The organism is Phormidium yuhuli AB48 (genome assembly GCF_023983615.1).
Lineage (GTDB): Bacteria > Cyanobacteriota > Cyanobacteriia > Cyanobacteriales > Geitlerinemataceae > Sodalinema > Sodalinema yuhuli.
Window position 1 is genome coordinate 1,036,466 of the sequence record NZ_CP098611.1, and the last position, 14,231, is coordinate 1,050,696.

Here is a 14,231-nt window from a genome sequence, read left to right on the forward strand (position 1 = left end):
AAAAAAAATAATAATTTAGTCTTTGATGTTAATGACTTAATATTAACTAAAAAACTAGCAACGGGTCGATGGGTATTGATTTTTGCCCTAATTAATCCCTGATATCAACCCAATCATCTGATTATCGTTCTTCTGTTGTACCTGACTTGTTGCTCGGTTTCCCGGATCAAAAGGTCTCATGTGATGGCAACTGCGTCGTCCCACTCCCATCATTAACCGTCCCACCATCAGGTCATGACGATGAACAACCATCAACTTCCTTCCACTCAAACTGCTGCCTCAGAACTTTTCAACTATGTTCATCATCAAGCTACGGGTCGTCTGATTATTATTCACAAATCGACACAATACTGTTTCGATTTGTTTCAGGGACAGATCGCTACCGCCATCTTATCCATCCATCGTCGTCGGCGTTGGCAGCGAGCGGTTCAGCAGCACGCTCCTCAATGGCAGCATGAGCTAGAACCCCAAGGAACACGACAGAATTGGGAACGGCTCCATCTGCACCATGGAGTTAGCGAAGGCTGGCTCACCTGCAAACAAGCCAAAGCCATCTTGAAACAATCCACTCAAGAAGTGCTGTTTTCCCTGATTCATGTCTCCAAATATCAACTCTACTGGCAACCGAGCGCCAGTACCCTCTGCCCTCGCTGGACCCTGAGCCGCCGCGTCCTCAAGGAGATATATGAGGAAGCTCAAGAGTTATCCGCCAACTGGCATGAATTAGGACTGAAGCCTCGGTGGGTGCATCAAGCCTTCCAACTCGACCCAAGCCTCGATCTACAGGCTAATGTCTTTGCTGATCTGACCGCCTGTCTCGATGGAAACCATAGTTTCTGGGACTTAACCTTAGACTTATCCGTCAGTAGAGCCACCATCAGCCGCATCCTACATCATTTCTTAGAACAAGGGATTCTTCAACGTCTTCCCTTAGCCGATCTCCCGGCGGCGGAATCTCCACAGCCGTCCCACGCTCAGATCATCGAACTCGACGCTCATATTAGTTACATCCCGGAAATGGTCTTGGCCTAGAGCCTCAACCTCCCTGATGATGCCCCTTCAAGTCCGCTCCCACGAGTGGACTGGTGTTGATCGCGGCTGTGATCCCGACTCTCCTCATCTCCCCTGCAACAGTTGCCCATTTTGTACTCCAGACTGCAATTAGGGTCCTGGAATCTCGCTAGGCTAAAAGCAGTCTCCCTAAATTCCTAGCTGTTTGGGGCTGTCATTTAGCGTTAAAAGCGTTACAATTGTTTACATAACAAGACACTTTACTCATTATCCCTAGGATGACCGTCCCCAAGGCATCCGCACGACTTAAGCCAACACGAGTTCGTCGTAACCCAACCTCAAGCACCGCTGCTATGAAGACTGCTCAGACCTCTACCGACTTAGTCCGTACCTATCTCCGAGAAATCGGTCGGGTTCCCCTGTTAACCCACGAAGAGGAGATCCTATACGGCAAACGAGTGCAAAAACTGGTGGCCCTCGAAGCGATTCAAGAAGAACTGGCCCAACAACTTGATCGCCAACCTACCCGTAAAGAGTGGGCCGAAGCTGCCAAACTTAGCCAGCGACAGCTTCAAAACGAAATTGAGAGTGGCGAAGCTGCCAAGCGTAAGATGGTGGAAGCCAACCTCCGCCTTGTGGTGTCTGTGGCCAAGAAGTACATTAAACGCAACGTGGACTTGTTGGACTTGATCCAAGAGGGCACGATTGGGATGCAGCGTGGGGTAGAAAAATTCGATCCCACCAAGGGCTATCGCTTCTCCACCTACGCCTACTGGTGGATTCGCCAGGCCATTACCCGGGCCATTGCCGAAAAAGGCCGCACCATCCGCCTCCCGATTCACATCACCGAAAAACTGAATAAAATTAAAAAAGTTCAGCGTCAACTGACCCAAGAACTGGGTCGGGCCCCCAGCATCAACGAAATTGCTGATTCCATGAGTCTCACCTCAAAACAGGTGCGAGACTATCTTGAACGCTCCCGTCAACCCTTGTCTCTGGACTTGCGGGTGGGAGATAACCAGGATACTGAACTGGCGGACTTACTCGAAGATGATGGTCCCTCCCCCGAAGATTTTGCTGTCCAGTCTTCCCTGCGTAGCGATCTTGAAGCCCTCATGGCAGATTTAACCGCTCAGCAGCGAGAAGTTTTGGCCTTGCGCTTTGGCTTGCGGGATGGAAAGGCCATGACCTTAGCCAAAATTGGCGATCGCCTAAAAATATCTCGGGAACGAGTACGACAGATTGAACGGGAATCCCTTACTAAGCTCCGTAAACGCAAGGCTGACATGAATGAATATCTAGCCAGTTAGTCCGAGAGGGGGAATGGCCGATGAATCCCTGCCATTCCCCCTCTCGGATTAGGCGTTAAGCTCAAAATTGAGTTCCTGCCGCTGATTGGGGAAGACGACCCGGAAGGTCGTCCAGCCTTCCGCGCTCTCCACACCAATCTGTCCCTGGAGTTGGAAGACTAATTTTTCAATGAGGGCCAATCCTAACCCAGTCCCCCCTTGTTTCCAGGGATCGGCATTGGGAATGCGGTAAAACTTATCGAAAATTTTAGGCAGTTCCTCTGGGGGAATGCTGGCCTGATTGCGAATGGAAAATTCGATCCCCTCCCTTAATTGAAAATTGTCCTCCCCTGGGATTTCACATTGACGGACTTGTAAATGAATGTCTCCCCGAGTAGCGGTATATTTGCAGGCGTTGTTTAGGAGTTCCACTAAAATTCGCTCTAGGTTAAGGCGATCGCACACGAATGGCGGTAAGTTTTTGGGGCAATCCACATGTAATCCCTGTTCGCGATCGCTAACTCGGGTGTAAAAAGGACGAGTTAAGGTTGGAATCCACTCATTCAGGTTAATTAACGACATGGAAATAAGATATGCATTATTTTCCAGTCGTTGTAGATCCAGTAAATCTTCAACCAGTTCTTCCTCCCGGGTACATTCAGTATTCAGGATATTCAGATAGCGTTGAATGCGCATCACTTGAGCTGAGTCCACCATTTTAGGTTCTGGGTTATCGTCCTCTTGAGGCGCAAACAACTTCAACATCTCAATCGCGAGTTTCATATTAGCAATAGGAGTCCGTAACTCATGGGAAACCGCACTAAGAAAATCATCTTTGAGACGGTTAAGTTTTTCCAATTCCGCCACTTGGGTTTGGGCCGCTTGATAAAGTCGTGCTTGACGAATGGCGATCGCACATTGATTCGCCACCTGTTGCACCAAGCGAATTTCTAAATCCGTAAACTCATACTCCGCATGATGGACTAACCATAAATCCCCCAAAACCCCTTGATTATCAAACAGAGGACTAGCCAGCATCGCCACTCGTCCCCGCACCGGATTGGGAATTAGAGAACAGAATTGAAAATAGCAGCCATCCATCAGTTGCGTGTAGAGTTCCGGGAAATTTCCCATCTGGGACACTCGCCCCTGAGACGCGGGAATAAAGTTCGTATATTCATAGCAAATCGTCGAAGTTCCCTGGTCTAAATCATATAAAGCGGCATTGCAAGAGCCGACCCCTAACACCACCGCCACTTCCCGAACCGCCGTTTGCACAATTTGACTCTCATCTAGACTATCCCGGACCTTATCGGTGATTCGTTTGAGCATGGCATCGAACTCAATCGCCTGCTGTAACTGTTGCGTTCGTTCTCGAATTTCTTTCTCTAAAACTTCCCCTTGTTGTTGAACTTGCTCAAATAAATGAGATTGTTGAATGGCGATCGCCACTTGGGTCGCCAGTTGTTGCAGCAGTTCCACTTCCAAGGATTGCCAATGGCGTTCCTGCCGACATTGATGGGCCACCAATAAGCCCCAAAGACAGCCATGATCCAACCCCTCCGAGGATTGCAGCAAAATTGGAACAATCAAACTAGATTTGATTTGAAAGGGATTAAGCAGCGCCTGGATCGTTGGATCAGTTTCTTGGGAACTATCATTAATAAGATAACTGCGACCGTTAAGATAGCGTTGCAGTTCCGGAGAGTCCTGATGACTTAAGGGGATTTGATGATTCAGCATCGGCTTCCACAAGCGATCGACCGACTCAACCACCACAATTCCATGACAGTTAGGAACCTCCGCTGGATTGGCATCAAAGCGGTAAATCAAGACGCGATCGCTATCCAGAAAATGGCGCACCTCTGACACCGTCGTTTGCAGAATCTCTTCTAAATTGAGGGACTGACGAATCCGTTGGGCGATCGCACTCACCAACCGTTCCCGTTCCGCCTGTTGTCGTAACGCCAACTCCGCCTCATGGCGCTTGGTAATATCCCGAATCACCCCTTCAATGGCGATCGCCTCACCCAGGGGACTATAGACAAACGTATCCTGTTGTTCCGTCCACACTAAATGTCCATTCCGATGGAACCAGCGTAAACTCAAGGGCGAGTCCGTAACCGTCTTTCCTTCTAATAATCCTTGGAACCGAGGCAAATCATCAGGGTGAACTTGGCTCAGCAACAGCTCCCTATTCTGATAATAGGCGTGAGGCGGATAGCCCATCAGTCGTTCAATACTCGGACTGAGATACTCAAACCCTGCATCGGAACCGAGACGGTAGGAATAGAGCGTATCACTCGCATTATCCACCAACTGCCGGAACTGAGAAAACTCCCGTTCCGAAGTTCCATAATCCTCTAACTGCACGAACCCATAAGTCTTCTGCTCTAGGATCAGAGGACTGAGGGTAACCTGTACCGACCTCAATTTGCCCCGGCCCGGACGACGACGAACCATCACCTCAACCGTTTCCCCCGCCATTAACTTAGCCCAATGTTCCGTCCACACCGCCGTTGTCCATGGGGGAATGAGTTTGCTGATTGGTTTATCCAGTAAATCAGGGACCGGATAGCCCAACGTTTGGCCGACTCCCGGGTGAATTGAGACAATACGCCCTTTGGAATTGAGCCAGAGAAATGTGGAACTTAGAGGATTCACAATGATTGGCCACTCACTAGAGATTTGACGGTGAGGCCGGTTCACACCCCCGAACACTCCCTTATCTCAATTTTAACCCTGGGGATTTTGGAGCTGGGAATTCCCCAGAATCTAAGCCAGCAACATCCCCTCTAAGACGGTGACGGCTTGACCCCCTAAAATCACTCGTTCCGCATCCCGTCGGACTCGGATCACCCCCCCCCGAGGTGAAGCCTGATAGGCTAATAACTGCATCTTTTTGAGTTTACGTCCCCAATAGGGGCCCAAACAACAGTGAGCCGACCCCGTCACGGGATCTTCATTAATTCCCATTCTCGGGGCAAAAAAGCGGGAAATAAAGTCATAGTCTCCCTGACGTCCTGAGTGAAGCCGCATTCCTTGACTGCGACTGGTGACGATGACCCCTTTACAGGGGAGTTGGGCCAGTTGGGCAAAATCAGGCTTGAGATCTTCTACATCCTCGGGGCTGGCCACCTCCACCAGCCAATAATCCAAGACACTCTCACCAATAAAGAGCGGGATGACCCCCAACGCCGCTTCCAGTTTAGGAATCATGGGGTCTTTCGGGGGACGCTGAACCACCGGTGCAGCGGGAAAGTCCAGTTCAATCCAGGATTGTTGACGCTCCGCCTTCAAGTCACCGCTACGGGTGTAAAACTGGATCGATGTGGTCGTAGGTACAAATCCCGTTTCCCAGAGAGCATGGGCGGCGGCTAGGGTAGCGTGGCCGCAGAGATCGACTTCTGTGGTGGGGGTGAACCAACGCAGACGAAAGCCGCGACCCTCCCGGTGCAAAAACGCCGTTTCCGAGAGATTCATCTCCGCCGCCACCGCCTGCATCCAGGACTCCTCCACCGCCCGGTCCAGAAGACAGACCGCCGCCGGATTTCCCCCATAGGGGCGATCGCTGAACGCATCAATTTGTAAGAGTTTCATGATTGTCCGACCCCTGCGCCCAATACCGTTGCTTTAAGAAAACTGGCTTTTAGTCTATCAAAGTGCTGCTGCCGACAGGGGGCGATCGCTCCCAAACTCAGCCTTGAGGCCATTGCACCATTGTCCCCAAAACGTTCTACACTGAAGGGTGCTTTTGTTGTCTCATGGAGAAAACTGTTGTCACCCGTGCGGAAAACTGTTCTAGCTGGTAACTGGAAAATGTACAAAACCCAGGCCGAAGCCCTGGAGTTTTTGAAGGGGTTTGTCTCTCACCTCGAAGACACCCCCGATGAGCGAGATGTGATTCTCTGTGTTCCTTACACCGCCTTGGGAAGCCTTTCCAAGAACTTGCATGGGGGACGAGTGCGTCTTGGCGCTCAGAATGTCCATTGGGAAGACTGCGGTGCCTTCACCGGGGAAATCTCCGCCCCCATGTTGACCGAATTAGGAGTCGATTATGTCGTCGTCGGCCATAGTGAACGGCGCGAGTATTTCGGCGAAACCGACGAAACCGTCAACCGTCGCCTCAAAGCTGCCCAAGCCGGAGGACTCACCCCCATTCTCTGCGTCGGGGAAACCAAAGCTCAACGAGATGCCGGAGAAACAGAAGCCCATATCTTCTCCCAATTGGAGCAAGATTTAGTGGATGTGGATCAGAGCAAGTTAATTATCGCCTATGAACCCATTTGGGCGATCGGCACTGGCGACACCTGCGACGCTGCCGAAGCCAATCGCGTCATTGGCTTAATTCGCTCCAAACTCAGCAACCCTGACGTCCCCATTCAATATGGCGGCTCCGTCAAACCCACCAACGTAGATGAGATTATGGCCCAACCCGAAATTGACGGGGCCCTCGTCGGCGGCGCCAGTTTAGAACCCGAAAGCTTTGCCCGCATTGTCAACTACAAAGCCTAGCAACGGCTCAGGTTCTCCTAAAAATCTGTTAATTTTGTAACGGTTTTTTCTATAGTTTGTAACGTTTTTTGAAATAGCGGCGGCTTGAAAGTTCGAGTCGTCGCTATTTTGTCGATTAAGGCGAGAGCATTTTTAACAAAACTTGAAGAACTCTCACAGGTTTAGGGATTTCGCTTAACCTAGGAATACATTAAGACCGCTTGTCAGATCTACGAGATTCCCATGGAAAACTTTGAAAACTACCGACTCAAATGCACCCTCAGCTTCGGGGATATTTACGGTCAAATCATCATCTGGCTCATTGTCATCTTCCTGAGCTTAGCCTCAGCCCTGGCCCTCTGGAGTACAGAACGGCAACTCTATGCCCTGCTAACCGTGGGTTTAATCGTTGTGCTCTCCCTTCCCTTCCTCCTCTTTGCCTTTGTCACCACCCTGTTGAACCACATTGAAGTCAACGCCATCGATCCAGCCGCAGAAACCTCCAAATTTGCCGGAAAACGCCCCCCGAGCGAAAATCCCGCCCAAGCCACCGGCTAACCCCCAGCCCAAGACCCCTGCTCATGTCACAATTGAGCGGTAGGATGCGTTCCGGCATCAGGTGGGATTGTGACCTAGGCCCATCAATTCAAAATTGCCGGAACGCATCACTCCTGGGAGGGGCTGTCTCTTACTCTTGCCTCTTGCCTCCTCCCCCCTCCTCCCCCTCTGTGTCCTCTGTGCCTCTGTGGTAACCATGCTGCAACATGATGTCATTATCGTCGGTGGCGGACTCGCCGGAAGCCGTGCCGCCGTCGAAATCGCCCGTACCGACCCCCAACTCAATATTGCCGTCGTCGCCAAAACCCACCCCATCCGATCGCACTCCGTCGCCGCCCAGGGCGGAATCGCCGCCACCCTCAAAAACGTCGATTCTCAAGACTCCTGGAAAGCCCACGCCTTTGATACCGTCAAAGGATCGGATTATCTCGCCGATCAGGATGCAGTCGCCTTACTCACCCAAGAAGCCCCCAATGTGGTTATCGACTTAGAACACATGGGGGTTTTATTCTCCCGTCTAGACGATGGCCGCATCGCCCAACGGGCCTTTGGCGGCCATTCCCATAACCGCACCTGTTACGCCGCCGACAAAACCGGCCATGCCATTCTTCATGAACTCGTCAACAACCTCCGTCGCTACGGGGTGACCATTTACGATGAATGGTATGTGATGCGTCCTATCATTGAAGAGGGGGACGCCAAAGGCCTGGTGATGTATCACCTCGAAAGTGGACGCATTGAGGTTGTTCGCGCCAAAGCGGTGATGTTTGCCACCGGCGGCTATGGACGGGCCTTTAACACCACCTCCAATGATTATGCCTCTACCGGGGATGGCTTAGGTATGGCAGCCGTGGCCGGCCTGCCCCTCGAAGATATGGAATTTGTGCAATTTCACCCCACCGGACTCTATCCCGTTGGGGTGTTAATTTCTGAGGCGGTTCGCGGTGAGGGGGCCTATTTACGCAACGCCCACGGCGATCGCTTTATGGAACAGTATGCCCCCAGTAAAATGGAACTGGCCCCGCGAGACATTACCTCCCGGGCCATCGCCACGGAGATTCGCCAAGGGCGGGGCATTCACCCCGATGGCAGTCCAGGAGGGTCTTATGTCCATCTGGATTTGCGCCATATGGGACGGGAGACGATTATGAGTCGGGTTCCCTTCTGTTGGGAAGAAGCCCATCGCCTGGTGGGGGTGGATGCGGTACATGAACCCATGCCCGTTCGTCCTACCGCTCATTATTCGATGGGGGGGATTCCCACCAACACTCGCGGTCAGGTGCGCCTAGGTCCCGAAGGCTTCGTTAGCGGCTTCTATGCGGCTGGGGAATGTGCCTGTGTCTCCGTCCATGGGGGGAACCGTTTAGGGAGCAATTCCCTCCTTGAATGTGTCGTTTATGGCAAGCTGACGGGGGCGGCGATCGCCGAAGATGTCCAATCCCGTAAACTCCCTGAGTTGGACGAACGGCCCTATATTGAGGCAGCACAACAACGCCTACAGAACCTGTGCGATCGCCAAGGGGAGTATCGTATCAACCAAGTCCGTCAACAACTTCAGGACACCATGAGCGAGTTTTGTGGCGTCTTCCGCAGTCAGGAGTTGATGCAGCGGGGCCTCGATGAACTCGGGGCGATCGCCCAACAGGTGCAACAGATCCACCTCGATGATAGCGGCACTCTCTGGAATACCGAACTCATCGAAGCCATGGAACTGGAGAACCTCCTGATTGTGGCCCAAACGATCCTCCATTCCGCCTTCAACCGCCGAGAAAGTCGTGGCGCTCATTTCCGGGAAGACTATCCCAGTCGCAATGACGGGGACTTCCTCCACCACACCCTGGCCTATCACTCCGCTGCTGGAGTGGATATTGTCCCCATGTCCGTCAATCTCAGCCTCTTTGAACCTCAAGAACGCAAGTATTAAGTCCGTCACGATGGCGAAAGGGCCTCGATGAGGCCCTTTCCCCTCGTCCGGGTGTAAGGTTAAACCTCCCCTCGGCGATCGCACAGCCAATAGGTCATCATCTCACCCCGTCCTTTAATGTCTAACAATCCCCGAGGTTCTAAGATATAACGCTCTCGTAACATCTCATAGGTTGTTTGCGTCACCTGGATGTTTCCCGCCTGGCCTTGAGACTCCATGCGGCTCGCCACATTCACCGTATCCCCCCATAAATCATAGGCAAATTTACGAATGCCAATCACCCCCGCCACCACCGGGCCTGTATTGATCCCAATCCGCAGTTGGAAGCCCAGATTATGTTCTCGGTTAAACTCATCAATCGCCCATTGCATTTCCAAAGCCATCTCAGCGATCGCCACTGCATGATCCTCCATCGGCATGGGTAATCCACCAGCCACCATATAAGCATCACCAATTGTTTTAATTTTTTCGAGCTGATAGGCTAACGCCAACTGGTCAAAGGTTGAGAAAATCTCATTTAAGATGGCCACCAACTTGGACGGGGGCATCTGGGCAGAGACCGTGGTAAAGTCCACCAAATCTGCAAACATGATCGTTGCTTCCTCGAACCGTTCCGCAATGGAAGTTTGGTCTTGTTTGAGTTGTTCAGCAATTTTACGCGGTAGTACATTTAATAGCAAACTTTCGGACTTCTCTTGCTCCACCCGTAGGGCTTCTTCCGCCAGTTTACGCTTTGTAATTTCTTGGACAGTCCCTTCATAGTAGAGAATACGCCCCTTATCATCCCTAACAGTTCGGGCATTTTCTGACGTCCAAATAATACTGCCATCTTTGCAATGGACTTGCAACTCAAACTCAACAATTGAACCTTCGTTTTCCAGGCGGCTAATAAACTCTAGACGACGATTGCTGTTAACATATAAATCCTGACTAACATCTTGAACATTGGCTTTTAAATCTTCTAAAGAGTCATAACCATACATCTGAATCAAAGCTGGATTAGCACTGACATATTGCCCTTGAGGAGTTGTTTGGTAAATTCCTTCTGCCGCATTTTCAAAAATACTACGATACTTTTCTTCAGCTTCTTGAAGAGCATTTAAAACCCGGCGACGCTCCGTGATGTTACGAGCAACCCAAATCACACAATTATCAGGTAAAGGAGATACCGTGGCTGCGAACCAAACCTCAGTCATTTCTCCATTACTTGGATCTTCAACTTCAAGATTGTACTCCAAGTTAACCGTTTGACCTCGATTTAAAGCGCGCTGAATATGGCTAACAAAAATACTCGCTTGAGTGGGAGGAAGAACCTCATAAACACTCTTCCCTGTACGGTCTTCTTTAGGGCTATAAAGTACCTCAGAATTGGTTGAGACAACCTTCACATAACGTCCTTGGGCATCAAAGACCGCGATAGTATCCGTCATCGCTTCAAATAGGGCCCGTAACTCCGCCTCTGATTTGCGTAAGGCTGCTTCAATTCGCTGACGTTCCCCAATTTCCAGCATCAGCCGTTCATTGGACTGACGTAGAGCTGCTGTCCGTTCTTCCACCCGACTTTCTAGCTCTTCATTGGCTTTCTGTAAGGCTGCCTCAGCTCGCTTGCGTTCCGTAATATCTTCAACCGTTCCCTCATAATAGAGGAGGTGATTTTCTTCATTATCCCAAGCTAAACGAGCATTCTCAGAAATCCAAACAATACTGCCATCTTGGCGATAAATTTCTTGTTCAAAACCAATCACTCGCCCCTGTTGGTGCAAAATTTCTAGAAACTGTTGCCGTTGTTGAATATCTACATAAAGGAGGCGATCGCCACAACTGAGATTGTTGATTAAACTTTGAGCTGACTCATAGCCATAAATCCGGGCTAAAGCAGGATTGGCATTGAGATACGTACCATTGGGAGAAATTTGATAAATTCCCTCCACGGCATTTTCAAACAAGTCACGATATTTAGCTTCCGCTTCCTGGAGTGCTTGTACCGCTCGATGACGTTCCGTGATGTCGATACCTACCGTAAACGCTGCACGACCTTCATCATATTTTTGGGCAGCAATGAGATAACTATGGGTTTGACCATAGACCTTAGCCGTAATTTCCTCACAACGCTCCGTCACCTCACTCGCAAAGAACTCTTCTAAGAATCCTTGAAAAAGATCACTGGTTTGTAAGAAGCCAATCTCTTGATCCACAAAAGCTTCCGGTGGCAGATTGTAGGTTTGGGCCAGATGACGATTCACCCCCAGATAGCGCAAGTCACAGCTAATCCAGGACACCATCCCCGGAACTGCCTCTAGAATCGCCTGGAGTTGGTCTCTAGCGGCTCGGAGGTCATTTTCCGCCTGACGACGTTCTGTGATGTCGATACCCACCGTAAACGCCGCGCGATCGCCATCATATTTCTGGGCCACAATCAGGAAATCTCGCAGTTCCCCATGAACCCGCGTCAAGACTTCACAGGTTGCATCATCAGCATTACTCTCAAAAAATGACTTCATAAAATCCTGGAAGTCATGACTGGCCCGCAAAAAACCAATATCTTTGCCGACAAAGTTCTCCGGTTCCGCCTCAAACATCTGGGCTAATTGCCGGTTCACCCCCAGATAGCGCAAATCTCGGCTAATCCAAGACACCACCCCCGGAACCGCATCCAGAACCGCCTCAAGTTGGTCTTTTGCCGAACGCAAGGCCTGTTCCGCCCGCGTATGCTTAACAATTTCCGCGATCAGCTGATCATTCGCCTCAACCAAGGCTGCCGTACGTTCCTCTAGCTGTAATTGCAACGTCCCATCCGTTAACAAGGATAGCTCAGGCTCGGGTTGGACCTCTTGCTGCCGAGTTTCCAAGGCTTCAACACGTTGACGGAGATGGGCTAATTCCTGAATGAGTTGTTCCTTCGATTTATCTTCGTCTCTCATGACGTTGCGTCGTTGAACGGGTGAGAAAGTCATTGCTGTACCTTAACGGTTAGTCGTTCACCGGCCAGCCTGAAGTTCAGTCTGCTACGGTATGCACCCTACGATTTCGTCAAACACTCATCACTAAGGCGATCGCCTCAAGCTTTCGGGATGAGTTAGCCCCCTGAATACTGGTAAATGCCCTGAAGCTACCATTCTAGTCCACTACCTCATCAGAGTTTCAACCGTGCTTAGACGCAATCTCGCAGGTTCTGCTCAGTCTTTTCAGCCGATTTGGCTCAATTTCCGGGGACTTCCTGGGGTTGATCACCCTGACTATTCACCCTAACCTGTTTCCTCATGAGGCGTATTGCGATCGCCACCCCTGAGGACTCTCACCAAACACCCCCAACCTTTCCCAACTCTGTAGCGTTTCTTAACAACCTATAGCTCAAACTCCAAGAAATTTTGTATCCTAACAGACGTGGTTTAAGCGTTCGCCCCAGAGCGAATTGATTTCATGGCTTACTTGTGGTACAAAGCATTTCACCTTATTGGCATCGTCGTCTGGTTTGCAGGTTTGTTTTATCTCGTGCGTCTATTTATTTATCACGTTGAAGCCGACGCCGAACCCGAACCCGCCCGTTCTATCCTGAAAAACCAATATCAAATCATGGAGAAGCGGCTCTACCACATTATCACAACACCAGGAATGATTGTGACTGCCGCCATGGCCATCGGCATCATTAGCACCAATCCCGATATCATGAAGTCCAGTTGGCTCCATATCAAATTAGGATTTGTAGCCGTACTCATTGGCTATCATTTCTACTGTCGTTCTCTCATGAAAAAATTAGAAACAGGAGACTGTAACTGGAGCAGCAAACAGCTACGTGCCCTCAACGAAGCCCCAACATTACTCTTATTAGTTATTGTTATGTTGGCCGTCTTTAAAAACAACTTCCCCACCACAATTGCCCCCTGGCTCGTCTTCGGCGCCGTTATTTTAATGGCCGTCACCATCCAACTCTACGCCCGCAAACGTCGCCTCGACAAAGAACGACTCAGCCTAGACAGTTAAGAAGCAAGTCATCCCCATTGCCTCCTCATCCTCCTCCCCCTCCTCTTCTCTGTGTTCTCTGGGTCTCTGTGGTTCCCCCTATTGCCCCAAAAACCCCTCAATCGCCCGTCGAGTCGTATTCGGGCGTTCTAGATGGGGAACATGGCCACAACAGGGAATCCAGACCAACTCCCCCTGAGGAAGTCGTGTTATAAACTCCCCCGCATCACGGGTTCCCAGAATCCGATCCTCCTCACCCCAAATCACCAAGGTGGGGAGGTTCAGTTGAGAAAGTTTGCTCGTCAATGAAGGGAACCCCCCACTCTTCGTAAACTTAATCAGCGCCTCTTTCCAACCCAGACAATCCAGATGTAACGCCGCACAACAGCGAGCATCCGCCGAATTGAACGACTTATCAAAATAGGCAGAATAACTAATCTGATTCCGCACCCCAGGCCGACGCAAAAAATTCGCCGCCAGACTATCAAAAGGCGGAAACAAGTATTTGCCAATCACCGGGCCATTGGCAATCCCCGCACTATCGAGGAGAATCAATCGGTCCACCGCCTCAGGATAGGTGAGAGCAAAATCAATCGCCGCCGCCCCCCCCATCGACGCCCCCAATAACACCACCGGCCGGGCGATCGCCTGTTGCCAAAACCCATATAAATGAGCTTTGATAGCATCGGGCGAAAACACCCCCTGGGGCGATCGCACCGTAAAGCCAAAGCCCAACAAATCCACCGCCCAAGTCTCCCGAGACTGAGCCAACAACGGCTGTAGGCGGCGAAACTCCAACACCGAACTATCAAAACCATGTAACAGCATCAGCGGCGTCTGCCCCTCCCCTAACTGGACATAGGTGGTGGGAATCTCAGCCTTCTCCAGCTTCACCTCTAAACATTGAATCGCCTGAGCCTGTTGAATTGACGTCTCTTCACTCAAATCGTGAACCGCAGCCGGAAGAAAATCGGGGAACATGAGAAATCAGCCAA

The 14,231-nt window shown here is 50.7% G+C and carries 10 protein-coding genes; 6 read left to right on the forward strand and 4 right to left on the reverse strand.

What is annotated here, in order from left to right:
- Nucleotides 1–240: 240 nt before the first annotated feature.
- Nucleotides 241–1,032 carry a hypothetical protein gene (locus tag NEA10_RS04455; protein WP_252664061.1) on the forward strand — a complete coding sequence of 264 codons (792 nt, stop codon included), beginning with the start codon at nucleotides 241–243 and terminating at the stop codon, nucleotides 1,030–1,032.
- 332 nt (nucleotides 1,033–1,364) lie between these two features.
- Complete coding sequence (locus tag NEA10_RS04460) at nucleotides 1,365–2,321, forward strand: RNA polymerase sigma factor, RpoD/SigA family (protein ID WP_252664062.1); 957 nt, start codon at nucleotides 1,365–1,367, stop codon at nucleotides 2,319–2,321.
- A 48-nt stretch (nucleotides 2,322–2,369) separates the two neighbouring features.
- Here NEA10_RS04460 and NEA10_RS04465 read toward each other — a convergent pair whose 3' ends face one another.
- Both NEA10_RS04465 and NEA10_RS04470 read right to left on the reverse strand, forming a co-directional pair.
- Nucleotides 2,370–4,964 (reverse strand): GAF domain-containing protein, encoded by a 2,595-nt coding sequence (locus NEA10_RS04465; protein ID WP_252664063.1) that lies wholly within the window; start codon nucleotides 4,962–4,964, stop codon nucleotides 2,370–2,372.
- 111 nt (nucleotides 4,965–5,075) lie between these two features.
- Nucleotides 5,076–5,900, reverse strand: a complete 825-nt coding sequence (locus tag NEA10_RS04470; RefSeq protein ID WP_252664064.1) for a PhzF family phenazine biosynthesis protein — start codon at nucleotides 5,898–5,900, stop codon at nucleotides 5,076–5,078.
- A 186-nt stretch (nucleotides 5,901–6,086) separates the two neighbouring features.
- Between NEA10_RS04470 and tpiA the strand changes: the two genes are divergently transcribed.
- The 3 genes from tpiA to NEA10_RS04485 all read left to right on the forward strand — a co-directional run bounded on the left by tpiA (nucleotide 6,087) and on the right by NEA10_RS04485 (nucleotide 9,276).
- The gene (gene tpiA, locus NEA10_RS04475) at nucleotides 6,087–6,815 is read left to right on the forward strand and encodes a triose-phosphate isomerase (RefSeq protein ID WP_252664065.1); all 729 of its coding nucleotides are present in this window, start codon (nucleotides 6,087–6,089) and stop codon (nucleotides 6,813–6,815) included.
- Nucleotides 6,816–7,037: 222 nt separating this feature from the next.
- Complete coding sequence (locus tag NEA10_RS04480) at nucleotides 7,038–7,352, forward strand: hypothetical protein (protein ID WP_252664066.1); 315 nt, start codon at nucleotides 7,038–7,040, stop codon at nucleotides 7,350–7,352.
- Nucleotides 7,353–7,548: 196 nt separating this feature from the next.
- Nucleotides 7,549–9,276: a succinate dehydrogenase/fumarate reductase flavoprotein subunit gene (locus NEA10_RS04485; protein ID WP_252664067.1), complete on the forward strand. Its 1,728-nt coding sequence runs from the start codon at nucleotides 7,549–7,551 to the stop codon at nucleotides 9,274–9,276.
- Between the two features lie 59 nt (nucleotides 9,277–9,335).
- On the opposite strand, the gene NEA10_RS04490 is transcribed toward NEA10_RS04485, so the two are convergent.
- Nucleotides 9,336–12,230 (reverse strand): adenylate/guanylate cyclase domain-containing protein, encoded by a 2,895-nt coding sequence (locus tag NEA10_RS04490; RefSeq protein WP_252664068.1) that lies wholly within the window; start codon nucleotides 12,228–12,230, stop codon nucleotides 9,336–9,338.
- 466 nt (nucleotides 12,231–12,696) lie between these two features.
- Between NEA10_RS04490 and hemJ the strand changes: the two genes are divergently transcribed.
- Complete coding sequence (gene hemJ, locus NEA10_RS04495; protein ID WP_252664069.1) at nucleotides 12,697–13,257, forward strand: protoporphyrinogen oxidase HemJ; 561 nt, start codon at nucleotides 12,697–12,699, stop codon at nucleotides 13,255–13,257.
- A 78-nt stretch (nucleotides 13,258–13,335) separates the two neighbouring features.
- Here the strand turns inward: hemJ and NEA10_RS04500 are convergent, their stop codons facing one another.
- Nucleotides 13,336–14,217: an alpha/beta fold hydrolase gene (locus NEA10_RS04500; protein ID WP_252664070.1), complete on the reverse strand. Its 882-nt coding sequence runs from the start codon at nucleotides 14,215–14,217 to the stop codon at nucleotides 13,336–13,338.
- Between the last annotated feature and the right edge of the window lie 14 nt (nucleotides 14,218–14,231).

Bases quoted from the DNA above. Each gene is read 5' to 3' on its own strand.
- NEA10_RS04480 (WP_252664066.1), top strand. From the start codon at position 7,038: ATGGAAAACTTTGAAAACTACCGACTCAAATGCACCCTCAGCTTCGGG.
- hemJ (WP_252664069.1), top strand. From the start codon at position 12,697: ATGGCTTACTTGTGGTACAAAGCATTTCACCTTATTGGCATCGTCGTC.
- NEA10_RS04490 (WP_252664068.1), bottom strand. From the start codon at position 12,230: ATGACTTTCTCACCCGTTCAACGACGCAACGTCATGAGAGACGAAGAT.
- NEA10_RS04500 (WP_252664070.1), bottom strand. From the start codon at position 14,217: ATGTTCCCCGATTTTCTTCCGGCTGCGGTTCACGATTTGAGTGAAGAG.
- NEA10_RS04470 (WP_252664064.1), bottom strand. From the start codon at position 5,900: ATGAAACTCTTACAAATTGATGCGTTCAGCGATCGCCCCTATGGGGGA.
- NEA10_RS04460 (WP_252664062.1), top strand. From the start codon at position 1,365: ATGAAGACTGCTCAGACCTCTACCGACTTAGTCCGTACCTATCTCCGA.
- NEA10_RS04485 (WP_252664067.1), top strand. From the start codon at position 7,549: ATGCTGCAACATGATGTCATTATCGTCGGTGGCGGACTCGCCGGAAGC.
- NEA10_RS04455 (WP_252664061.1), top strand. From the start codon at position 241: ATGAACAACCATCAACTTCCTTCCACTCAAACTGCTGCCTCAGAACTT.